At 54.8% G+C, this 21,859-nt stretch carries 22 protein-coding genes; 19 read left to right on the plus strand and 3 right to left on the minus strand.

All coding sequences use genetic code 11. The annotated features are described in order from the left end of the window. Window position 1 precedes the first annotated feature (1 nt). From B1H56_RS13505 to B1H56_RS13575, 15 genes are all read left to right on the plus strand, one after another. Window positions 2-937, plus strand: a complete 936-nt coding sequence (locus B1H56_RS13505) for an ABC transporter permease (protein WP_066522749.1) — start codon at window positions 2-4, stop codon at window positions 935-937. Window positions 938-948: 11 nt separating this feature from the next. Next, on the plus strand, window positions 949-1,902 hold the full coding sequence (locus tag B1H56_RS13510; RefSeq protein WP_066740114.1) for a ribokinase: 954 nt from the start codon (window positions 949-951) through the stop codon (window positions 1,900-1,902). Between the two features lie 4 nt (window positions 1,903-1,906). Next, entirely contained in the window at window positions 1,907-2,767 is an 861-nt protein-coding gene (locus B1H56_RS13515; protein ID WP_066522750.1) for a PIG-L deacetylase family protein, read from the plus strand. Continuing rightward, complete coding sequence (locus tag B1H56_RS13520; RefSeq protein WP_066522752.1) at window positions 2,764-3,519, plus strand: glucosamine-6-phosphate deaminase; 756 nt, start codon at window positions 2,764-2,766, stop codon at window positions 3,517-3,519. The genes B1H56_RS13515 and B1H56_RS13520 overlap by 4 nt, the downstream gene beginning before the upstream one ends. A gap of 26 nt (window positions 3,520-3,545) precedes the next feature. Then, on the plus strand, window positions 3,546-4,574 hold the full coding sequence (locus B1H56_RS13525) for a Gfo/Idh/MocA family protein (RefSeq protein WP_066522755.1): 1,029 nt from the start codon (window positions 3,546-3,548) through the stop codon (window positions 4,572-4,574). A 78-nt stretch (window positions 4,575-4,652) separates the two neighbouring features. Further along, on the plus strand, window positions 4,653-5,483 hold the full coding sequence (locus B1H56_RS13530) for a Cof-type HAD-IIB family hydrolase (protein WP_066522756.1): 831 nt from the start codon (window positions 4,653-4,655) through the stop codon (window positions 5,481-5,483). A 188-nt stretch (window positions 5,484-5,671) separates the two neighbouring features. After that, window positions 5,672-6,478 (plus strand): glycosyltransferase family 2 protein, encoded by an 807-nt coding sequence (locus B1H56_RS13535; RefSeq protein WP_066522757.1) that lies wholly within the window; start codon window positions 5,672-5,674, stop codon window positions 6,476-6,478. A gap of 22 nt (window positions 6,479-6,500) precedes the next feature. Further along, complete coding sequence (gene rfbA, locus B1H56_RS13540) at window positions 6,501-7,382, plus strand: glucose-1-phosphate thymidylyltransferase RfbA (RefSeq protein WP_066522758.1); 882 nt, start codon at window positions 6,501-6,503, stop codon at window positions 7,380-7,382. After that, complete coding sequence (rfbC, locus tag B1H56_RS13545; protein ID WP_066522759.1) at window positions 7,379-7,924, plus strand: dTDP-4-dehydrorhamnose 3,5-epimerase; 546 nt, start codon at window positions 7,379-7,381, stop codon at window positions 7,922-7,924. Before rfbA ends, rfbC begins: the two co-directional genes overlap by 4 nt. A gap of 251 nt (window positions 7,925-8,175) precedes the next feature. Beyond that, window positions 8,176-9,195: a dTDP-glucose 4,6-dehydratase gene (rfbB, locus tag B1H56_RS13550; RefSeq protein WP_066522762.1), complete on the plus strand. Its 1,020-nt coding sequence runs from the start codon at window positions 8,176-8,178 to the stop codon at window positions 9,193-9,195. A 65-nt stretch (window positions 9,196-9,260) separates the two neighbouring features. Then, entirely contained in the window at window positions 9,261-10,115 is an 855-nt protein-coding gene (rfbD, locus tag B1H56_RS13555; protein WP_066522878.1) for a dTDP-4-dehydrorhamnose reductase, read from the plus strand. Window positions 10,116-10,118: 3 nt separating this feature from the next. Then, window positions 10,119-11,036 carry a glycosyltransferase family 2 protein gene (locus tag B1H56_RS13560; RefSeq protein ID WP_066522763.1) on the plus strand — a complete coding sequence of 306 codons (918 nt, stop codon included), beginning with the start codon at window positions 10,119-10,121 and terminating at the stop codon, window positions 11,034-11,036. A 153-nt stretch (window positions 11,037-11,189) separates the two neighbouring features. Further along, on the plus strand, window positions 11,190-12,602 hold the full coding sequence (locus B1H56_RS13565) for an MATE family efflux transporter (protein WP_066522764.1): 1,413 nt from the start codon (window positions 11,190-11,192) through the stop codon (window positions 12,600-12,602). A gap of 126 nt (window positions 12,603-12,728) precedes the next feature. Beyond that, window positions 12,729-14,171: an alpha-amylase gene (locus B1H56_RS13570; protein WP_082771230.1), complete on the plus strand. Its 1,443-nt coding sequence runs from the start codon at window positions 12,729-12,731 to the stop codon at window positions 14,169-14,171. A gap of 17 nt (window positions 14,172-14,188) precedes the next feature. Continuing rightward, window positions 14,189-15,046 (plus strand): aldo/keto reductase, encoded by an 858-nt coding sequence (locus B1H56_RS13575; protein ID WP_066522879.1) that lies wholly within the window; start codon window positions 14,189-14,191, stop codon window positions 15,044-15,046. A gap of 163 nt (window positions 15,047-15,209) precedes the next feature. Here B1H56_RS13575 and B1H56_RS13580 read toward each other — a convergent pair whose 3' ends face one another. Next, window positions 15,210-15,380 carry a zinc-ribbon domain-containing protein gene (locus tag B1H56_RS13580; protein WP_066522881.1) on the minus strand — a complete coding sequence of 57 codons (171 nt, stop codon included), beginning with the start codon at window positions 15,378-15,380 and terminating at the stop codon, window positions 15,210-15,212. Between the two features lie 300 nt (window positions 15,381-15,680). Between B1H56_RS13580 and B1H56_RS13585 the strand changes: the two genes are divergently transcribed. The 3 genes from B1H56_RS13585 (at window position 15,681) to B1H56_RS13595 (ending at window position 18,527) form a co-directional block, all read left to right on the plus strand. Beyond that, window positions 15,681-16,115 (plus strand): YwiB family protein, encoded by a 435-nt coding sequence (locus B1H56_RS13585; RefSeq protein WP_162939013.1) that lies wholly within the window; start codon window positions 15,681-15,683, stop codon window positions 16,113-16,115. A 47-nt stretch (window positions 16,116-16,162) separates the two neighbouring features. After that, the gene (locus B1H56_RS13590; protein WP_066522772.1) at window positions 16,163-16,831 is read left to right on the plus strand and encodes an MBL fold metallo-hydrolase; all 669 of its coding nucleotides are present in this window, start codon (window positions 16,163-16,165) and stop codon (window positions 16,829-16,831) included. A gap of 211 nt (window positions 16,832-17,042) precedes the next feature. Further along, entirely contained in the window at window positions 17,043-18,527 is a 1,485-nt protein-coding gene (locus B1H56_RS13595; RefSeq protein WP_066522773.1) for a DUF1846 domain-containing protein, read from the plus strand. A 133-nt stretch (window positions 18,528-18,660) separates the two neighbouring features. Here the strand turns inward: B1H56_RS13595 and B1H56_RS13600 are convergent, their stop codons facing one another. Both B1H56_RS13600 and B1H56_RS13605 read right to left on the minus strand, forming a co-directional pair. Continuing rightward, entirely contained in the window at window positions 18,661-19,437 is a 777-nt protein-coding gene (locus B1H56_RS13600; protein WP_147554722.1) for a prolipoprotein diacylglyceryl transferase, read from the minus strand. Window positions 19,438-19,506: 69 nt separating this feature from the next. After that, window positions 19,507-19,785 carry a DUF4190 domain-containing protein gene (locus B1H56_RS13605; protein WP_066522775.1) on the minus strand — a complete coding sequence of 93 codons (279 nt, stop codon included), beginning with the start codon at window positions 19,783-19,785 and terminating at the stop codon, window positions 19,507-19,509. Window positions 19,786-20,251: 466 nt separating this feature from the next. Here B1H56_RS13605 and rho point away from each other — a divergent pair, with 466 nt between their 5' ends. After that, a complete protein-coding gene (gene rho, locus B1H56_RS13615; protein WP_082771206.1) occupies window positions 20,252-21,853 on the plus strand; it encodes a transcription termination factor Rho in 1,602 nt (533 codons plus the stop codon). Window positions 21,854-21,859: the final 6 nt, after the last annotated feature.

Genomic DNA, 21,859 nt, shown 5'->3' on the forward strand with positions numbered 1-21,859 from the left:
TATGCAAAAATCAATCAATCTGAAATCATTTCTGGTAAAGAATAACACATATATCATATTTTTTGCCATGCTCATCGCGTGTATCTGTATATCGGAAACGTTCCTGCTGCCCATCAACCTGATTAACATCGGGCTGCAGCAATCCGCGCCGCTGCTCGTAGCGGTGGGCATGCTGTTCGTCATCATGACGGGCGGTATCGACCTTTCGGTGGGGTCGATCATGGCGATCTCGTCGTCGGTCGCGTGCCTTTTGATGCGCGACGCGGGCTTCGGCCTCGCGGGGGGCATCCTTGCGGCAGTGTGTATCGGGCTCATATGCGGCATGATTACGGGCGCGCTGGTGGCGTACTGCAATATGCAGGCGTTTGTGGCCTCCCTCTCCGTCATGACGGCGGTGCGGGGCGTCGCGTATATTATCACCAACGGTTCGCCGATCAAGGTAGAGGGCGCCATCCTTTCCACACTGGTCGCGCCGGAGAACGGTTATCCAGTTATCATTATCGCGGCTTTGGTGATCGTGGTCTTCTGCCTCATCCAGAATTATACGACCTACGGACGCATCGTCATTGCGGTCGGTAGCAATAAAAATGCGGTCGAACTCGCGGGTATCCGCGTTAAACGCTATATGCTCTCCACCTATATGATCTGCGGCGTTCTCGCGGCGATCGCCGGGATATTCTATTCGGCAAGAACGTCCACCGGCAGCGCTACGGTCGGCGACGGCGCAGAGCTTGACGCCATCGCGGCGTGCGTGCTCGGCGGGGCGAGCCTTACCGGGGGCCGCGGCAGCGTGTTCAAAACATTGCTCGGTGCGCTGATCCTTGCCTTCATTGGCAATATCATGAACCTCAAGGGCGTCGGCGCATATGCGCAGGACGTCGTTCAGGGCTGCCTGATCGTTGCTGCGGTTTTGCTGCAGGGAATCAAGAGCAAATAAGGAGGGCGGACGTGAACGAAAAAAAAATCACCGTAATAGGGCATTACGGGATGTCCCTGCTGATGGATGTGGAGCGCTTTCCGGCCGTAGGCGAAACGGTGGAGGGCCTGGGCCTTGTTACCGAGCCTGGCGGCAAGGGTTACAACCAGGCAATCGCAGCGAGCCGTCTTGGTGCGGAGGTGAATTTCATCACTGCCGTCGGGGATGACGAGTTCGGCGCGCTGTGCGGCAAAGACCTCGTTTCCGAAGGTGTGCAAGGACGGTATATCATTCCCTTTGAAGGCCAGAGGACAGCCTGCGCCTTTGTAATCAACTCGGCAGATAAGTGCAGCGAGGTGTATGTCTATCCGGGCGCGATCCGCAAGGTGACGGGCGCACACATCAGGAGGTACGCGGATGTGATCGCGCAAAGCGGCTTGCTGCTCCTGCAGAACGAAATTACAGTGGAGGCGCTGATGGAAGCGGTCGATATCGCGCGGGAAGCGGGGGTCGAGGTCATCTACAATCCCGCCCCGGCAAGGGAGCTGCCCGCGGAGGCGTTTCCGCACATCACCTGCATCACGCCGAATGAAACGGAGGCCGCCATCCTCACCGGGGCAGACCCGGATGCGCCGCTTAATGTAGAGCGGGCGATTAGCCTGCTGCACGGGAAGGGCGCGAAAAACGTTATTATAACGCTCGGCGGAAACGGATCGGCCGTGTCTCTTGAAAACGGACGGACGCATCGGGTAAACAGCCTGAAAGTGGATGTGGTGAGCACGACCGGCGCGGGCGATTCCTACAACGCCGCGTTCGCGGTGCGCTATATGGAAACGCGCGACATCCTAGAGTCTGCAAAGTACGCGGCAGTGGCTTCCGGGTTACAGGTAATGCGTCCCGGTGTGATCGCCAACATGCCGTATAGGCAGGAGGCTGACGCATGGTTCGCGGAGCATAAAGATGAGATGGAAAGAGAGGAAGGATAGAAAAATGGACTTTTATAATCAGGAAGCGGATATTCACGTGCCCGACGGGCTTGGCGCAGAAGAAGCGCTCGCGCGGACGACTGTCATGAGCATCGCCGCCCATCAGGACGACTGCGAAATCATGGCTTACCATGCAATCGCAAACTGCTATGAGTCGGACAGCGAGTGGTATACCGCCGTCGTATTGACAGATGGGGGAGGCTCCCCGCGTTCGGGCGGGTACGCGAATTATACCAACCATGAAATTCATATCAAGCGGTCGCAGGAACAGCGTGTGGCAGCGGACATTGGAAAATACGGCGCGATGGTACAGCTCGCCTATTCCAGCGCCGACGTGCGCGCGGATAAGCGAGATATCATCGAGGGTGAGCTGGCCTCTCTCCTGCTGGCGGCACGGCCGCATACCATGTTCATCCACAATACGGCGGATCGCCACGAAACGCATCTCGGCGCCTGTTTGCGCGCGCTCGGGGCATTGCGTAAGCTGCCGAAGGAGGCGCGGCCCAAACGGGTATACGGAATGGAGGTGTGGCGCTCGCTTGACTGGCTGAGCGCAAAGGAACGGCTGGTATTCGATACGTCCCGTTATCCCGAACTTGCCAAAAAGGTAATCCAGGCGTTCGATTCCCAGTGTACGCCCAAAAAGCGCTTTGATCTCGCGGCGCTCGGGCGGCGGCTTGGGAACGCGACCTTCCAGGAACCGCGCGAGATTGACGAGAGCGATTCGTGTAACCTTGGTATGGACCTTACCCCGCTGGTCGAGGATGATACGCTGGATATCCGGGAATTTACCCTGGAATACGTGAAACATTTTTATCAGGATGTAGACGGGCTGCTCCGGCAGCTTGGAGGAGGAAACAAATGAAACTGGTAATCACGCACAGTTATGAAGAAAGCGCGGCCCTGTGCGCCGAAATAATGAACGAGGTGTTCCGGAAAAAACCGGATGCGCTCATGGGTCTTGCCACGGGCAGCACGCCTGTTCCCGTCTATGAAAAAATGGTGGAAGCGCACCGGGCGGGGACCGTGGACTATTCAAAAGCGCGGTCCATCAATCTTGACGAATATATCGGCCTTGCGGGAAGCGATCCCAATTCCTACCTTTATTTTATGCGAACAAATTTATTCGACCGCGTGGGTATGTCACTCCACAACGTGTGGATACCGGACGGAATGAAACCGGTGGAAGAGGAGCTTGCGCGTCTCAACGGCTACCTTGACAGCCATGAGATGGAAATACAGCTGCTGAGCGTCGGGACGAACGGACATATTGGCTTTAATGAGCCAGACGACGTATTCTACGACAAATACCACGCCGTAGATTTGACGGAAGAAACACGCAGGAGCAACTCGCGGCTGTTCAGCAGCATAGAAGAGGTGCCGAGGGCGGCGATCACAATGGGCATCGGGGGCATCATGCGCGCGAAACAGATCGCGTTCCTTGCGACGGGCGGCGAAAAACTGCGGGCGATGAAAGCGGTCCTTGAGAAGGGGAATGTTACGCCAAAGGTGCAGGGCACCGTTTTAAAACTGCACCGCGATTGCACGATTTTTCTCGACCGTGCGCTCGCGCAGCAGATCACGCCGGACCGCGGCGTGGAAGTGATTTATAAATAAAACAAAAAACGAGGAGGAAATTCATCATGATTAAAATGGCTGTTATAGGCGCGGGCCTGTGGGCGCAGGAGCACGGAAGGATATTCAATGAAATGGAAGGCGCCGCGCCCGTTGCGATCTGTGACCTCGACCGTACGCGCGCGGAAAAATTCGCCGCAATGTTCGGCATCGGAGACGACCAAATTTATACCGACCACAAGGAGATGCTCGCAAAATCCGGATGCGACGCGGTTTCGATCGTAACGCCGGATTTCCTGCACACGGAGGTCGCGTGCGACTGTGCGGACGCGGGAAAACATATGCTGATCGAAAAGCCGCTTGCCACACGGCGGGACGATGTATTCCGCATCCTCGACGCGGCGGCAAAAAACAAGGTGCGCATCATGGTGGATATGCACAACCGCTGGAGCCCGCCGTTCAACAATGTCAAAGCGATCCTGGACAGCAAAAAATACGGGGACCCCGTCAACGCTTATTTCCGGCTGAACGATGTGAAATCGGTGGCTACGGACATGCTGTCGTGGGCGTCTAAGTCCTCGATTCTGTGGTTCCTCGGAAGCCATTCGCTGGATACGCTGAGCTGGCTCCTGGACAGCCGCCCGCGCGAGGTGTACGCGCTTTCCTCACGCGGCGTGCTAGACGGCCTCGGCGTTGACACGGTGGACGTATACCAGACGTCGATCAGATATGAAAACGGCGTGATCGCCCAGATGGAAAACGGTTGGATCACACCGAACGGGAACCCGTGCGTCAATGACATCAAATTCAATGTCGTGTGCGCACGCGGGAAGATGGATATCGACGCGTCGAGCAACAACCTTTTGCAGGTGACGGGCGACGACCGTATGGATACGGGAGACTGTATCGTCTCCAATCAGGTTTTCGGGCATCATAAGGGCTTTGCTTACGAGAGTATCCGCAGCTTCCTCAAAAAGCTCGAGAGCGGGGAGGAATTTTTCGTTTCGCTGGAAGATTCGGCGCGTGTGGTGCTTGCACTCCTCGCGGTCATGGAATCCGCGGAAACGGGAAAGATCGTGACCTGCGAAACAGTATAACGCCGTCGCTTCTTACCCATCCGCCCTGCGGCGGGGAAAGCCGAGGTGGGGCGAACGGCGCGGTTATGGGATTGCGAAATGGATTATTACAGTATTGTATTCAGCGATGTGGACGGTACGCTCCTCGATTCCGATCTTCGGGTATCGTCCGGCGCAAGACAGAAGATCAGGGAACTGTCGGATATGGGGATTCCGTTCGTGCTTGCGTCCGCCCGCAAACCCCAGGGCATCCGGATCCTTCATGAGGAGCTTGGGTTCCGCGCTCCGTCGATTTGCTACGGGGGCGCCCTGCTGCTTGGCAGCAGCTACCAGCCCATTTACAGCAGGGGCCTTGAGCAGAAGGAAGCGCTGCGCGTCAGACAGGCCATACGGGAATCCGGATGCGGGGTATGCGCGAGCGTTTACCACTACGACCTGTGGATCGTGGACGACAAGGACGATCCGTGGGTGGCGCACGAACGCTCAGGGATTGAGCAGGCGCCCATAGAAGGGGATCCAGCGCGCATCCTTGAAAAAGGAGACAAGATCCATAAGGTCAGCTGCCTCGGCAGGCCTGCCGAGATCGGACGCCTGCATCTTTCCCTGAAACGGGCGTTTCCCGGGCTTTCGGTCATCAAATCGGCGGACAACTGTCTGGAGATTATGCACCCGCTTGCAGGAAAGGCGCGGGCGGCCCTTTACCTGTGCAAGCACCTGGGAATTCCGGTCCAACGCGCCGTGGCGTTCGGGGATCATGAAAACGACCTCGACCTGCTTTTGCAGGCGGGGCTTGGCGTGGCGATGGGGAATGCTCCGCGGGAAATCCGTGAAGCGGTGCGCCATGTGACGGCCGATAACGACCACGACGGGGTGCTGCATGGGCTGGAAAAACTTGTATTCCGGGCGGAGGACGGCTGGGGGTCCAAATAAAGGAAGAGAAAAAGACGGGCTGCGCGCCCGCCTTTTTTATGTTTTCATTCCTCAAACGGGATACTTTTGGCGGGCGGGACGGCTGCGGGGAAGACGTGCATGAAAAAGGAATGGAAACCCAAGCGCTTTTTTGATATAATAATGAATCATATGGAGCCGGAAGAAAACGGCTCCCGGAGGATATTTGATTGAAGTATGACGTAACGCTGAGCATCGTCAATTACAACGACTATGAACGCGCGAAGAAGGCAATCGCGTCTGTTTTGCAATATACGCACGGAGTCCGTGTGAAAATATACCTTGTCGACAACGCTTCCACCGACGGAAGCGCCACCCGGCTTGCGGATGAATTTCCGGCCATCAGCGTGATTTTCAGCGACAAAAATCTCGGGTTCGGCGCCGGGCACAATCTTGTGCTGCCGCTCATTGATTCCGATTTTCATGCCATCGTGAACCCTGATATCATCCTCACGGGGGATATTCTCGCTGAACTCACCGATTATATGCGCAGCCATCAAGACGTTGGTATGTGCACCCCCGCGATCCGCTACATATCGGGTGCGCCCCAGCAGCTTCCCAAGCGGAACCCGCGTCTTCGCTACCTGATCGCAAACCGCGCGCCGGGCAAGCGGTGGGAGCCGCTCCGCAGGCATTACAAAATGCTCGATGAAGACCTGTCGGAGGTTACGGATGTGGAGTTTGCGTCCGGATGCTTCCTTTTCGTACGCACGCCGCTCCTGAAACTCGTGGGCGGGTTTGACGAACGGTATTTTATGTATTTTGAGGATGCGGACCTCACACGCACCCTGCGCAAGAACACGCGGGTGGTCTATTATCCGCATGCATACGTTTATCACGATTATTCACGGGCCAGTGCGCACAGCGCGCGGTACCTGCTGATCCATATCGCGTCCATGTTCAAATACTTCTGGAAATGGAGGGGGCAGGGCGAAGCTTCCGCCCCGCAGGACATGGTCGGGCCGGAGAATAAATAACCTGAAAAGAGGTACGGTAATTATGAAGGGAATTATACTTGCGGGCGGCAGCGGAACACGCCTCTACCCGCTCACTATCATGACCAGCAAACAGCTTTTGCCGGTCTATGATAAACCGATGATTTACTATCCGCTTTCCACGCTGATGCTGGCGGGCATCAAGGATATCCTGATTATTTCAACGCCTGTGGACCTGCCGCGTTTTAGGAATCTGCTTGGGGACGGGCAGCAGTTCGGGATATCGCTTTCCTACAAAGAGCAGCCCTCGCCGGACGGACTCGCGCAGGCCTTTCTCCTGGGAGAAGAATTTATCGGCGGGGATTCGTGCGCAATGATCCTGGGAGACAATATCTTTTACGGGAACGGGCTGTCGCAGCTGATGGCGGAAGCGGTGGCGAACAAGGACCGCGCGACTGTCTTCGGCTATTATGTAGACGACCCGGAGCGCTTCGGCATCGTGGAATTCGACCAAAACGGCAGGGCGCTTTCGGTGGAGGAAAAGCCGGAGCAGCCAAAATCGAATTATGCCATCACAGGACTATATTTTTACGACCAGCGCGTGGTCGAATATGCGAAGAGCTTGAAACCAAGCGCGCGCGGCGAGCTTGAGATCACGGACCTCAACCGCATCTACCTTGAAAAAGGCGACCTCGACGTAAAGCTGATGGGCCGCGGCTATGCATGGCTCGATACGGGCACGTTCGATTCGCTGATCGAGGCTGCGGAGTTCGTGCGTATGCTGCAAAAGCGGCAGGGTATCGTGATGTCCGCCCCGGAGGAGATCGCCTACCGCAAGGGCTGGATCGACGTAGAAACGCTCGTTGAAAGTGCGAACCGGTATGGAAAATCATCTTATGGACAGCATCTGCACGCTGTCGCGAAAGGAAAGGTGCTCGATATATGAAAGCGGTAGAAACAGGGATCGAAGGGCTCGTGGTCATCGAGCCGGATTGCCACGGCGACCATCGCGGCTGGTTTATGGAAACGTACAGCAAGCCTAGGTTTGAGGCGCTCGGCATTACCTGCGAATTCGTGCAGGACAATCAGTCCTATTCGGCGCAGAAGGGAACGCTGAGGGGGCTGCATTTCCAGAAAAACCCGATGGCGCAGTCAAAGCTCCTGCGGTGTACGCGCGGGAAGATACTCGACGTGGCAGTGGATATCCGCAAAGATTCGCCGACCTATAAAAAATGGTATGCCGTCGAGCTTTCGGCGGAAAATAAAAAACAGTTCTTCATGCCCAAGGGTATGGCGCACGGCTTCGTGACGCTCACGGACGATGTGGAGGTACAGTATAAGGTAGACGCGGTATACGCGCCCGAATGCGACCGTTCCATCCGTTTCGACGACCCGGAGATCGGTGTCGAATGGGGAATTGCGGACCCGGTTTTGTCGGAAAAGGACCTTAAGGCGCCGCTTCTTGCGGACAGCGACGCGGATTTTTAAGCGCAGCGGTGCATTTCGGCGTTAAGCCGCAGGCTCCCTTATGCGGTGAATAACAGGCCCCCGAGCGTTAGCGGTCCGTTTGAGAAAAAGAGGGAGCGATCCGCATGAAAGCGCGGTTTTGGACGTAAGTACGAAGCAAGCGGATTGCAACGCATATCCTGCCGCCGCTATGCGAATTGCGCGGCGCGCGAATAAAAAGCGAATGGCGGCGTGCATGTAATACAGATAAATTTTAAGGAGTCTATGATCTTATGAAAATACTCGTCACCGGCGGAGCCGGATTCATTGGCAGCAACTTTGTGTTTCATATGCTGGAGAACCATCCGGACTACGATCTTGTGGTCCTCGACCTGCTGACCTACGCGGGTAATCTCGAAACGCTGAAGGATGTTTTAGACCGGCCGAACGTGCGCTTTGTCCGTGCGGATATCGCCGACAGGGAAGCGGTCTACGGGCTGTTCAGGGAAGAGCATCCCGATATCGTAGTCAATTTCGCGGCGGAATCGCACGTGGACCGCTCCATCGAAGACCCGGGCATCTTCCTGCGCTCGAACATCATCGGTACGCAGACGCTGATGGATGCGTGCCGCAAATACGGGGTCGCGCGTTATCACCAGGTATCCACGGACGAGGTGTACGGCGACCTGCCGCTCGACCGCCCGGACCTGTTTTTTACAGAGGAAACGCCCCTGCACACTTCTTCGCCCTATTCAGCCTCCAAGGCTGCCGCAGACCTGTTGGTGCAGGCGTATCACAGGACCTACGGCCTGCCCGCGACTATTTCGCGGTGCTCGAACAACTACGGGCCGTATCATTTTCCGGAGAAGCTGATTCCGCTGATTATCTCGCGGGCGCTGGCGGACGAAAGCCTGCCGGTATACGGTACGGGGGAAAACGTGCGCGACTGGCTCTTTGTGCGCGACCACTGCGCGGCCATCGACCGCATCATCCATGACGGGCGCGTGGGCGAGGTATATAACATCGGCGGGCACAACGAGCGCACCAACCTACAGGTGGTGAAGACGATCCTGAAGGAGCTTGGAAAGCCCGAGAGCCTCATCACCTTTGTCCGGGACCGCGCAGGACACGACATGCGCTATGCGATCGACCCGGCCAAAATGATGAGCGAGCTCGGCTGGGAGCCGACTACCACCTTTGACGAGGGGATCAAACAGACGGTAAAGTGGTATCTTGACAATGAGGACTGGTGGAAGAATATCATCAGCGGGGATTATCAGCAGTATTACGAGAAGATGTACGCAGGCCGGTAATGCGCGCGGCGGGCCGCCGCGGTCCCAAACCGGATGCGGCATGATGAGAAGAGGGATCAATGGCAATGAAAGTACTTATAACAGGCGTAAAAGGACAGCTCGGGTACGATGTGGTGCGGCATCTTGATGCGCGCGGCATTGAGAACCGGGGCGTTGATATTGAAGACTTCGACCTGACGGACGAAGCGGCTGTGCGCGCGTACATTGGCGAATACAAGCCCACGTGCATCGTGCACTGCGCGGCCTATACCGCGGTGGACCGCGCGGAAGCCGACAGCGAGACCTGCTATGCCGTCAACGTCACGGGCACGAAAAACGTGGCGCTTGCCGCGAAGGACGTGGGCTCCGAACTGCTCTACGTCAGCACGGATTATGTATTCGACGGGTTTTCCCGGGAAACGCCGTGGGAAGCGGATGATCCCAAAGACCCGCAGAACGTGTATGGCAAGACCAAATACGAGGGTGAGCTCGAGGTACAAAAGCTCCTCGATCAGTATTATATCGTGCGGATTTGCTGGGTGTTTGGCAAAAACGGCAATAATTTTGTAAAGACCATGCTGCGCCTCGCGCAGTCGCATGACGAAATCTCCGTGGTGTGCGATCAGCACGGCGCGCCCACCTACACCTACGACGTGGCCCGGCTCCTGTGTGACGTGATCGCGTCCCACAAGTACGGCGTTTACCAGGCGCCCAACGAGGGAGATATCACGTGGTACGATTTCGCGGTGGAGATTTTCCGGCAAGCGGGGAAAGATACGAAAGTGATCCCGGTCTCCACGGAGGAATATGCGAAAAAGAACCCTGCGGCTGCGTCGCGTCCCAAAAATTCGCGGCTGTCGAGGAAGTCGCTGGACGAGGCGGGCTTCTCCCGTCTTCCCGATTATAAGGACGCGCTCGCGCGGTACCTGAAAGAGCTGTGAGCTATGGAACCCCTGATTTCCGTCGTCATTCCATCCTATAATTACGAAGCCTATATCGGCCACGCCATCGAAACCGTGGCAGCGCAGAGCTACCGCAATCTTGAGCTCATCGTGATCGACGACTGCTCGCAGGACCGAAGCTTTGAGAAGGTAAATAAGCTTGCCGGGAACGAACTCCTGCGGGAGCGTTTTTCCGGGCGGGTTACGGTGCGCAAAAACAGGCATAACTTGGGCGCGCACGCGACCATCAATGAAGGGATCGCAGCGGCAAACGGCGAATACTTCGCTATCCTCAATGCGGACGACCTTTTCGAGGTAAACCGTTTTTCCGCGCTGATGGAGGAAATGCGGCGCAAAGGAGCCATGTGGGGCTTTTCGCGCGTTCGGTGTATCGGCCCGGACGGAGGGCCGCTTAACACAGAGCAGGCGCGTTTGTTTGAGCGGATACAGGATAAGCTCTCCGGCAAGCGTTTTGCGGCGCTCGCGGCGGTGGCGGAAAATGTGGGAATTTCCACGGGCAACCTGCTTTTTTCCCGCCGGCTCTTTGACGGGATCGGCGGCTTCAAAAACTATAAATACGTGCATGACTACGATTTTTTCCTGCGGGCCTGCCTGTACGACGAGCCTGTCTTCACGGCGGAAACGTCCTACCTGTACCGCCTGCACGGGGAGAACTCTTTCCTTTCCCTGCACGGAGAGGGGATACGGGAAAACCGTGTCGTGTGGCTGGAATTTTACCGCGCCGTACAAAAAGGGGAGATCGCCAACCGGACGATCCTGCAAAACCCGGCGTATGTGCAGGAGTTTTACGAAGCGGTGAGCGCGGAAGGCGAAAAAAAGCGCGCACTGTGGAAGCTGGCAAGAAATCCGCTTATACGCGCGGGCCTGAAGCTTTTCAAGGCCAAATACCGTATGGACTGATTTTTTCCCAAAAATAGATTTTACGGGAAAGCAGGAGTGCTTTTCCTTTTTTTTGTAATTTTGGCAGCGTCCCTTGTTGCCGCACCGCGATTGTGTTAAGATAATGCTTACGCTGCAATGAAAGACCATAGGCGTCGGAAAGGGGAACACGGTATGGAAAAGACGATCGGCCACAAGCAAATGCTGAAGCTGTTTCTTACGATCGCACTGCCTGTAGCGCTGCAAAATCTGTTGACCTATGCCGTGGGCCTGATGGATTCTATCATGGTCGGCTCGCTTGGTGAAGTACAGCTTTCCGCGGTCACGGTGGCAGGCCAGCCCTTCTTCCTTTTTATGATGTGCATGTTCGGCCTTTCCTCCGGTGCGTGCGTCCTGATCTCGCAGTATTGGGGCAAGAAAGATAAAGATACGATCTCGCGGATATTCGGTATCGTCCTGCGGATCGCGGTGCTCGTGGGCGTGGGCGTCACGGCGGTGGCCCTTCTCTTTCCGCACGGGGTCATGGGCCTTTATACCAACGAACAGCCTGTCATCGAATACGGCGTGCAGTACCTGCGTGTCGTTGCCTTTTCCTATATTCCCTTTGCGTTCACAAACGGCTACCTTACCTGTGTACGCAGCGTGGAGCGCGTAAAGATTGCGGTCGTCACCTACAGCATTTCGTTTGTTGTGAACGTATTCTTCAATTATATGTTTATCTTTGGCAAATTTGGCGCGCCGGCCCTCGGCGTCGCGGGCGCGGGCGTGGGAACCATCATTGCCCGCGCGGCGGAACTTGTTATCGTGCTCCTGTACGCGCTCAAAAAGGAGACGCGCGTTACCCTGAAATGGGGCTATATCGTAAAAAACGAAAAATGGATTCTGCACGACTATATGAAATTTTCCATGCCTGTACTGGTCAACGAAATGATGTGGGCGGTCGGTTCGTCGGCGACCACCGCCATCCTCGGGCGCATGAGCGTTTCGGCGGTCGCGGCGGTCAGCATCGTTTCGACCGCATTCCAGATCGTCACGGTATTCATCTACGGCGCGGCTTCCGCAACGTTGGTCATCGTAGGCAAATATATCGGGGAACGGAAATTCGCGCTGGCGCGCAAAAGCGCAAACTGGCTGGTGGTCGCCAATATCGTCATTGCGGCGGCAACCGCCGCCGTATTCCTGCTTTTAAAAGACACCTTCATGGGCTTTTATACGATTACGCTCGAAACGCGCGAGGCGCTCGACATGACGATGGTCGTGGCAGCGGTGATAATCCTTTTCTATGCGGTCAACATGGCGTGCATCGTGGGTGTGTTCCGAGGCGGCGGCGATACGGTTTTTGCCATGCTCCTCGATATCATCGCCATGTGGGGCGTCGCCGTGCCGCTGGGCGCACTCGGCGCATTTGCGTGGGGGCTGTCCATTCCGCTGGTCTATTTCCTCCTGCGCTCTGACGAGGTCGTCAAGGCCTTCGTCTGTCTCGTACGCATGAAGAGCGGCAAGTGGCTGCGCGTAGTTACGCGCAATGCGGACGGGACAGGAGGCGCCGGGCCCATGCCGCCGGAATCAAGCCAGGTACTGGAATGAGCCGAACAGGCTCATTTTCTTTTTCCGGGGAAACCATGATATAATAGGAAAGAAGAAATTGTGTATTTTGCGGACCTTTTGTTTATAACATATGGAAACCAGGCAGAAACGAGAGGTGGAGGTAATATGGCGCAAAACGGAACGATGATGCAGTATTTTGAGTGGTATTTGCCCCCGGGAATGCTGTGGAATAAAATGAAGGACGAAGCGCAGGTCCTTGCGCAAAGCGGGATCACCGCGCTGTGGATTCCGCCGGCCTATAAGGGCAGTGCAGGTGTAAACGATGTCGGCTACGGCGTCTACGATATTTACGATCTCGGCGAATTTGGGCAGAAGGGGACGGTGGCGACCAAATACGGCACGAAGGACGAGCTTCTCGCGGCAATCCGGGCCCTTCACGGGGCGGGGATCGCGGTCTATGCGGATGTGGTGCTCGACCACATGATGGGCGCGGACGGGGTGGAGCTCGTAAACGCCTCGGAGGTCAATCCAGGCAACCGCAACGAAGAAGAGGGGGGGCCGCAGCAGATCGCGGCATGGACGCATTTTTATTTTCCCGGCCGGAACAAAGTATATTCGGACTTCGAGTGGCACTGGTACCATTTCACGGGAATCGACTGGGACCAGAAAGCGAAGGAGACGGCAGTCTTTAAATTTGAAGGCAAGGAATGGGACGAGGAAGTGGATGCGGAAAACGGTAACTTCGATTACCTGATGGGCGCGGATCTCGACCTTGACCATTTCGATGTAATTACCGAGCTGACCCGGTGGGGCAAATGGTTCATCGAAACGACGGATATCGACGGCTTTCGCTTCGACGCGGTCAAGCACATGAAATTTTCATTTTATCAGAACTGGCTCGATTCCATGCGGCGCGACGCCAAGGAAGAGCTTTTTTCCGTAGGCGAATACTGGAACGCGGATATCGGGGCGCTCAAAAACTATATTGATACGACGAAGGGCGCGCTGTCGCTGTTTGACGTGCCCCTGCATTACCGCTTTGTGGATGCGGCGAATTCGGGTGGGGCGTTCGATATGCGTACGATTTTTGACGGAACGCTCACGCAGGATAATCCCACGCGTTCCGTTACCTTTGTAGACAATCACGATACACAGCCGGGGCAGGCGCTCGAATCGTGGGTGCCGGATTGGTTCAAGCCCCTTGCCTACGCCCTCATCTTGCTGCGGCAGGACGGCTACCCCTGCGTTTTTTACGGAGATTATTACGGCATCGGACAGAGCAATATTGCTCCCAAAAAGCAGGCGCTCGACTGCCTGCTTGCAGCGCGGCGGGACCATGCCTACGGAAAACAGAACGATTATTTTGACCATCCGGATATCATCGGGTGGACGCGCGAGGGCGACGAAGAGCACCCGGACGGGCTTGCCGCGGTTGTCACCAACGGCGGAGGCGGCACAAAGCATATGTATGCAGGGCGGGCGCATGCCGGGGAAACCTGGTACGACTGCACGGGAAACCGCACGGAGGAAGTGACCGTCGGGGAAGACGGCAACGGAGATTTTCCGGTCAACGGCGGTTCGGTGTCGGTGTGGGTCAAAAAGGAATGAGCAGGGAAGAAAACCAAATGAACGGAAGAACGGTGCGCCTCAAAGACGGCGGTGAAATGCCCGCTCTCGGGCAGGGTACGTGGCGCATGGGCGGACATAAGGGCAGGGAGGAACAGGAGATCGGGAGCATCCGCCTCGGGATATCCCTTGGCATGACGCTTCTTGATACGGCGGAAATGTATGGCGAGGGCGCTGCTGAACGTATGCTCGGCAAAGCCATCGCACCGTTTGAGCGGGACGAATTGTTCCTTGTTTCCAAGGTTTATCCGTGGAATGCGGGGCGGGCAAATATATTTGAAAGCTGCGAAAACAGCCTGCGGCGGCTGGGGACGGATTATCTCGACCTCTATTTGCTGCACTGGCCGGGCAGCGTGCCGCTGGCGGAAACGGTGGACTGTATGGAGCGGCTCGCGGCGGAGGGCAAAATATTGCGCTGGGGCGTTTCCAATTTTGATACGGACGATATGGAGCGGCTGTGGGCTGTGCCGGGCGGCGACAAATGCGCGGTCGATCAGGTGCTCTACCATCTCGGTTCGCGCGGTGTGGAATACGGCCTGCTTCCGTGGCTGCGGCAGCATGAAACGGCAATGATGGCCTACTGCCCGGTTGCGCAGGGCGGCGCATTGCGGCGCCAGCTCCTCGGGAACAAGGTCCTCCGTGAGGCGGCGGACGCCCACGGGATCACAGTGATCCAGCTTTTGCTTGCCTTTATACTCCGGCAGAAAGGCGTAGCGGCAATTCCCAAAGCGGGAACGCCGCGGCACACGCGCGAAAACGCGGAAGCGGCGGAGATCCGGCTCTCGGATGCGGAATGGGAACGGATCGGGGCGGAATTTCCCGCCCCAACGCATAAAATGCCCCTCGACATCCAATAGCGGGTAAACAGGAAAAACCGTTCCGAAAGGAACGGTTTTTAGATATGGGGCGTCTCATATAATATCATACCAGAAAGAAATAGCCTATATTTTGTTTCGTTTCTGGTAAGCTTATATCACTGCTGGACATAAAGGCGGCTGCCCTGGGGCAGCCGCCTTTTGCTTACTCATAGTCTCTTTTAAAATTGCCGCGCTGCTGCTTTCTCGCCTTCCTGCAAGCCGGGCACCTGACCGGGTCGTTGTCAAAGCCTTTTTCTCTGAAAAATTCCTGCTCACCCTCCGTAAATACGAATTCGTTTCCGCAATCCTTGCAGATCAGGGTCTTGTCAGCCATGTTCATGCATCCTCCTGAAAAATAATTTGGGAAAAGAGACCTTGGTTAAAATCTCCCCCAAATCGAATTTTCTGAAGGATTTTTTTAATTTGCGGTTCTTTTTCTGGCTTCATTTTAACATGGCGTTTTTGGCTTTACAACGTTTTTTTCGCAGGGGAAAAACAAAATTTACAGAAAAATAATTTTCTGCCGCCAGGTTTTGTGATATAATCAATACAATATATCATGGGAAAGGTGTTCGGTTTTTCATGGCGTGCACAGCCGCCCGCAAAAACCTTTCCATGGTGGAAAGAAATGGATATGACGAAAACAACGCAAAATATTATGGTCAACATACGCGGAAGCCAAGCGGACGAGTATGACGACAGCACGATGGAGCTCTATACCGAGGGAATGCTCACGCACGACGGCGGAAAATATATCATCGAATACGACGAAAGCGAAATCTCGGGTATGGAAAATACGCGGACATCCCTTACGGTGGAGGGAGACCGCGTACAGCTCAGAAGGACGGGCGCGGTGGAAACGGAATTCGTGTTTTTAAAGAGCCGTGTGTTCGAGGCCGCCTACGAAACGCCGTTTGGCATGATGCAGATGTCGGTGCTGCCCACGCAGATTTTAAGCGAGCTTTCCGAGGAAAAGGGAAAGATCAACCTCGAATATGTTATCCGTATTGGCGACCAGCAGGCCGTGAACAAGCTGAATATCGATTATAAAAAGTTACCGAAAGCGTAAGCTTTGTAATATGTTTTAAATGCTTCCCGGAGGAGGATTGATGAATTATGTTGATTGAATGGATTGGACATTCGTGTTTTTATATGACAACGGAGGCGGGCAAAACGATACTGATAGATCCCTACGATAATACGATAGGGCTTCGTGTGCCCGAAGCGCGCGCGGATATCGTGCTCGTAACGCACGACCACTTTGACCATAAAAACCAGGCGTATCTTGACGGTATGCGCGACGGCGACGTGCTGATCGCGGAAGCGGGCGAGTTCGAGGCAGGCGGGATCAGGGTCACGGGGATTCCCGTTTGGCATGATGACCGGCAGGGCAGTGAGCGCGGGCAGGTCATTACCTACCTGATCGAGGCGGATGGAATGCGCCTTCTCCACATGGGCGACGTGGGCGAGATGCCTGCGCCCTCGTATTTTGAGAAAATCGGGAAGATCGATATCCTGATGATCCCGGTGGGCGGCTACTATACCGTAGACGCAAAGGGCGCGCTGAATATTATGGATACGATCCATCCGAATATTACGATTCCGATGCATTATCTTGTAAACGGCCTTACGCTGACCGAGCTTGCAAGCCCGCATGATTTCCTTGCGCGTGCTGCGAGCCGCGAATACGATGTTTCGCGTCTCGGCGGCGGAGTGTTCGAGATCACAAAAGACAACCTGAAGAAGCGGAACAGGATCGTCGTGATGGAATGTTCGCATTGCTGACGGCGGTGCAATGCGCGCTTCTTAAACGGATTGTGCGCGGCAGCATAAGGCCGCGGCAGGTACCTATATAATATGAAGCATTGAAAACGGGAACGCATTTTATGCGTTCCGTTTCTTGTGAATTTGTAAAATTTGGCGTAGTTTCTTTTGGATTCTTTTGCTTTCTCAAAGAAAAAAGAATTGAGTATCGTTTCGGGAGGCTTATGTGTTTATGAAGACCGGGTTTGACAATGAACTGTATATTGAGAAGCAGACGGAAAAAATACGCGAGCGGATCGCGCTTTTTAAGGGGAAGCTGTACCTTGAATTCGGAGGGAAGCTGTTCGACGATTACCACGCCTCGCGGGTACTGCCCGGGTTTGACGTAAACGGAAAAGCAAAGCTCCTGCAAAGCCTTAAGGACCAGGCAGAAATCATCTTCTGCATCAACGCGGGAGACATCGAGAAAAACAAGGTACGGGCAGACCTTGGCATCACCTACGATCTCGATGTGCTGCGCCTGATCGACAACCTGCGCGGGATGGGCCTCTATATCGGCAGCGTAGTCATCACCCAGTATACCGAGCAGCAGGCGGCCGATATGTTTCGCCAGAAGCTCGAACGCAGGGGCGTTAAAACCTATATTCACAAGCATACGAAAGGCTACCCAAATGAAATCGAACTGATCGTGAGCGACGAGGGCTACGGCATGAATCCCTACATCGAAACGGCACGCCCGTTGGTGGTGGTAACGGCTCCCGGCCCGGGCAGCGGTAAACTTGCGACCTGCCTTTCCCAGCTCTATCATGAAAATAAGCGGGGCGTGAAGGCGGGTTACGCGAAATTCGAGACCTTCCCCATCTGGAACCTTCCCCTCAAGCATCCGGTCAATATGGCGTATGAAGCGGCGACATCCGATCTCAACGATGTGAATATGATCGATCCGTTCCACTTGGAAGCATACGGGAAAACAGCGGTTAACTATAACCGTGACATCGAGGCGTTCCCTATTGTCAAGACGATCCTCGCCAAAATCACGGGAAACAGAGACTATTACCAGTCGCCCACGGATATGGGAGTCAACATGGCGGGATACGCCATCACGGACGACGAAGTGTGCCGGCAGGCGGCATGCCAGGAGGTTATCCGTCGCTATTATAACGCGCAGTGCGATTTCAAGAAAGGACTCGTGCAGCAGGAAGCCCTGCAAAAGAACCTGATGGTCATGAAACAGCTTGAGCTTGAGCCGGCGGACCGCGTGGTGGTCGGCCCGGCAATCGCGAAGTCCGAGAAGGAGGGCGTCCCCGCCGCCGCGATCGAGATGCCGGACGGCACAATCATCACAGGAAAGACGACAGAGCTGATGAACAACGTTTCAAGTATGCTGCTTAATGCCATCAAACATCTTGGCAATATTGCCGACGAGATACGGCTCATTTCCCCGATGGTGCTGGAGCCGATCCTGAAGCTTAAGGAGGGTGCGCTCAAAGAAATCGATCCAATCCTCAACATCGAGGACGTCCTCATCGCTCTTTCCATCAGCGCGGCGATGAACCCGATGGCCGAGGTCGCGATGGATAAGCTGAAAGACCTTGCGGGTTGCGAGGTGCATTCCACCTGCATGCTGACGCAGACGGACGAATCGGCGCTGAAAAAGCTCAATGTGAACCTCACCTGCGAGCCGGCATATCCATCCAAGGACCTGTATTACGTGTAAGCGGGATTGATATGGGTTAAAACGGGAATGCGCAAAAGGCATTCCCGTTTTTGACTGTGTTTTTAACCGGTTCAGAAAACGCGAAGCGGCCGAAGCGGAAAACCGGCCGCAATGCGGCGGCCATAATTTGAAATTAAGACGAAGCCTTTTTCCTTCCGGCGCATGGATACCAAAACCAGAAAAAAACGCCGAGAGCGATGAGCGCGAGACTGATCCACTGGGAAACGGAAAAAATGCCATAGATACCGCGGATTGCGTCGTAGCGGAAGAATTCGAGCACGAAACGGATGATTCCGTAGCCGGTCAAATAGAATGCGAGAACCTTGCCCGGCGGCCGTTTTTCTCGTCCATAGCGAAGCATAAGAAAAAACAAGGCCAGCAGGCATGCCGCTTCGATCAGCTGAACGGGCAAGAGCCTTACGCCGTGCGGCGCAAAGGGAGAAGCGTCGAAATAGACGCCGAAGCCGCAGGGAAGCCCATAGCAGCACCCGGCGGAAAAGCAGCCGATGCGCCCTATGGCGTGCATCAGCGGGATAGAGGGCAGTATGGTGTCGATCATAGCCCATACCGGCGTACCAACAAGCTTTGCGGTCATGAGTACAAACAGGACCGCGCCGGTAAAACCACCGTAATAGACAAGGCCCGCATCCCTGAAATATTCGAGAACCGTATAGCCCGTTTCTCGCGCCAGCTCCAAAAACTGTGGGAAGCCCTGGATCATATAGAACAGTTTGCCGCCGAGAAGCGCGCCGGCTGCCGCAATAAATAAGCAGGCGACAAGATCGTCTGCACGGATTTCGTTTATCTTACGCCGCAGAACGGCACAAACAAGTCCGGCTGCAAAGCCGATGATAATCATGATTGAATAGGTAGATACGGAAATACCAAAAATTTGTGTTACAGGGCACATGGAAAAATCCTTTCCCAAAGAGAAAAACAGGCAAACCTTTCGGTTCGCCTGTTTTTAAACCCAGCCAGATTAACCAAGCATACTTGCAGCGGTCATACCTGCAGCGAGAAGTGCGCCCGCGCAGGCAATCGCAACGATAATCAGGATAACCGAGAGAATCAGGCCGATCAGGGAAAGAATCCAACCAGCGGTTGCCATCCCGGAAGGAGCCTGCTTTTTCGCCTTGGAACCGAGTACGAGACCAATAATACCGCACACGAGACCAACCGGCCAGAAGACAAAGGCGAAAATAATCGCTACGATACCAAGCACGAGCGATACAACTGCAAAAGTACTTTTGTTTTCCATAATTATGATACCTCCGATAAATAATATATGATATTTGGAATTATACAGCCGGACATGAAACCTTACCTAAAAAGCAGGGTTTTACGCCGTTTTCCATAGTTTTATTATATAATGAAACTGTGCCGCAAGTCAAATTCGGAAGGTAAAAAAACAGTAAAATCGTGACAATTTGGTGCAGGCTGTCTTTTTTGGGAAAAAAATAGTTTTTTCGTGTAATAAACGTAATATTTTTGTATAAAATATAAATAAATTTCATTGACAAGAGCGCCGTTTTTGCGCATAATAAAAGGGACAGAAGTGGAAATTTATAAAAATGGAGTTCACAACCGTTTTTTCCTGTATATTTTAGTGTATATATAATTTTATCACTTCCATGCACGTTAAAGGGTTTTGATTGACGCTGTTTCATTACTGTTGTATTTAAATTTTAATAATTTTAACATACCAAAAAGGAGTAATCATTGTCGTGGATACCAGTTTACTCGAATCCAAGAGTCTCGCAGACCTGCGCGAGATCGCAAAACTAGCAGGCGTAAAGTCCCCAACAAAATATAAAAAGGCAGACCTCCTTGCGAAGCTGCTCGAGATGGAGCAGGCGGAAGAGCAAAATGCCGCGTCTGAGCCGGAGGCCGTCATGAACGGGCCGGAGGCTTCCGCGCAGCCGGTCCCGGAGGCCGGGCCGGTTCCGGAAAAAGCGCCCGCATCAGGGCGGGGGCGGCCGCGGTCAAAAGCCAAACCGGAGCCGGAGGCTTCCGCACAACCGGAAGAAAAGGTGGCGGAACCCATGCAGGATTTCGGCGACGAAGAGCCTTCCGGGGAAGGAGAGCAGCATGATTCCCGACGGCGCAGGATCATTGAATATGTACCGAACAACGATGCGGTGAACGAAATACTCAATACCGGGGAATGCAAGGAAGCCAACGGCATTCTTGAGGTGCATTCCGAGGGATATGGCTTTTTGCGCAGCGAAAATTACCTGCCGGGTTCTAAAGATGTATACGTATCACAGGCGCAGATTCGTAAGTTCAACCTCAAAACAGGCGATAAGGTGCGCGGGAAAACCCGTCCGTCCAAAGACGGAGAGCGTCTTCTGGCGCTCCTGTATATTGAAACGGTGAATGACGAGCCGGTGGAAAACTGCCAGACGCGTCCGGCGTTTGAAACGCTGACGCCGATTTACCCGGACGAACGCTTTACACTGGAAAATATCCGCGCCTCGCGCGATCTTGCCATCCGCATGATTGATCTTATTTCGCCGATCGGCAAAGGCCAGCGCGGCCTCATCGTCGCGCCGCCGAAGGCAGGTAAAACGATCCTGCTGAAAAAGATCGCCAACAGCATTACCACCAATTATCCGGAAGTAGAGCTCTTGGTGCTGTTGATTGACGAACGCCCGGAGGAAGTTACGGATATGCAGCGCTCGATTGCCGGCGAGGTGGTCTATTCCACCTTTGATGAAAAACCGGAAAACCATGCGCGCGTATCGGATATGGTCATCGAACGTGCCAAACGCCTCGTGGAGCACGGGCGCGACGTCGTTATTCTGCTCGACAGCCTGACACGCCTCGGCCGTGCGTACAACCTCATCGTCCCGCCGTCCGGACGGACGCTTTCCGGCGGTCTCGATCCGGCGTCGCTCTATAAGCCCAAGCGCTTTTTCGGTGCGGCGCGCAACATTGAGGGAGGCGGTTCCCTTACCATCATCGCCACGGCGCTGGTAGAAACGGGCTCCCGCATGGACGAGATCATTTATGAAGAATTCAAGGGCACGGGCAATATGGAGATTCATCTTGACCGCAAGCTGTCCGAAAAGCGTATCTTCCCGGCAGTAGACCTTGCGAAATCGGGAACCCGCCGCGAAGACCTGTTGCTTTCGCAAAAGGAGCTTGAGGGAACGTGGGCGCTGCGCAAGGCGCTTTCCTCGGGGAATACGACGGAGGTCACGGAGCAGCTCATCGGTATGCTCGTACGCACGCAGACCAACGAGGAATTCCTCGCGCGGCTGCATGAATGGTTCCGCATCTGGGAAAAGGAAGGCTATAATTCCGGCAGCGGCGGACGCTATTAATTATTA

The sequence above is a fragment of the Christensenella minuta genome, assembly GCF_003628755.1.
Classification (GTDB): domain Bacteria; phylum Bacillota; class Clostridia; order Christensenellales; family Christensenellaceae; genus Christensenella; species Christensenella minuta.

Excerpts from the sequence above, each read along its gene's own strand:
- B1H56_RS13505 (WP_066522749.1), top strand. The coding sequence starts at position 2 with ATGCAAAAATCAATCAATCTGAAATCATTTCTGGTAAAGAATAACACA.
- B1H56_RS13515 (WP_066522750.1), top strand. The coding sequence starts at position 1,907 with ATGGACTTTTATAATCAGGAAGCGGATATTCACGTGCCCGACGGGCTT.
- B1H56_RS13520 (WP_066522752.1), top strand. The coding sequence starts at position 2,764 with ATGAAACTGGTAATCACGCACAGTTATGAAGAAAGCGCGGCCCTGTGC.
- B1H56_RS13525 (WP_066522755.1), top strand. The coding sequence starts at position 3,546 with ATGATTAAAATGGCTGTTATAGGCGCGGGCCTGTGGGCGCAGGAGCAC.
- B1H56_RS13530 (WP_066522756.1), top strand. The coding sequence starts at position 4,653 with ATGGATTATTACAGTATTGTATTCAGCGATGTGGACGGTACGCTCCTC.
- rfbA (WP_066522758.1), top strand. The coding sequence starts at position 6,501 with ATGAAGGGAATTATACTTGCGGGCGGCAGCGGAACACGCCTCTACCCG.
- rfbC (WP_066522759.1), top strand. The coding sequence starts at position 7,379 with ATGAAAGCGGTAGAAACAGGGATCGAAGGGCTCGTGGTCATCGAGCCG.
- rfbB (WP_066522762.1), top strand. The coding sequence starts at position 8,176 with ATGAAAATACTCGTCACCGGCGGAGCCGGATTCATTGGCAGCAACTTT.
- rfbD (WP_066522878.1), top strand. The coding sequence starts at position 9,261 with ATGAAAGTACTTATAACAGGCGTAAAAGGACAGCTCGGGTACGATGTG.
- B1H56_RS13560 (WP_066522763.1), top strand. The coding sequence starts at position 10,119 with ATGGAACCCCTGATTTCCGTCGTCATTCCATCCTATAATTACGAAGCC.
- B1H56_RS13565 (WP_066522764.1), top strand. The coding sequence starts at position 11,190 with ATGGAAAAGACGATCGGCCACAAGCAAATGCTGAAGCTGTTTCTTACG.
- B1H56_RS13570 (WP_082771230.1), top strand. The coding sequence starts at position 12,729 with ATGGCGCAAAACGGAACGATGATGCAGTATTTTGAGTGGTATTTGCCC.
- B1H56_RS13575 (WP_066522879.1), top strand. The coding sequence starts at position 14,189 with ATGAACGGAAGAACGGTGCGCCTCAAAGACGGCGGTGAAATGCCCGCT.
- B1H56_RS13580 (WP_066522881.1), bottom strand. The coding sequence starts at position 15,380 with ATGGCTGACAAGACCCTGATCTGCAAGGATTGCGGAAACGAATTCGTA.
- B1H56_RS13585 (WP_162939013.1), top strand. The coding sequence starts at position 15,681 with ATGACGAAAACAACGCAAAATATTATGGTCAACATACGCGGAAGCCAA.
- B1H56_RS13590 (WP_066522772.1), top strand. The coding sequence starts at position 16,163 with ATGTTGATTGAATGGATTGGACATTCGTGTTTTTATATGACAACGGAG.
- B1H56_RS13595 (WP_066522773.1), top strand. The coding sequence starts at position 17,043 with ATGAAGACCGGGTTTGACAATGAACTGTATATTGAGAAGCAGACGGAA.
- B1H56_RS13600 (WP_147554722.1), bottom strand. The coding sequence starts at position 19,437 with ATGTGCCCTGTAACACAAATTTTTGGTATTTCCGTATCTACCTATTCA.
- B1H56_RS13605 (WP_066522775.1), bottom strand. The coding sequence starts at position 19,785 with ATGGAAAACAAAAGTACTTTTGCAGTTGTATCGCTCGTGCTTGGTATC.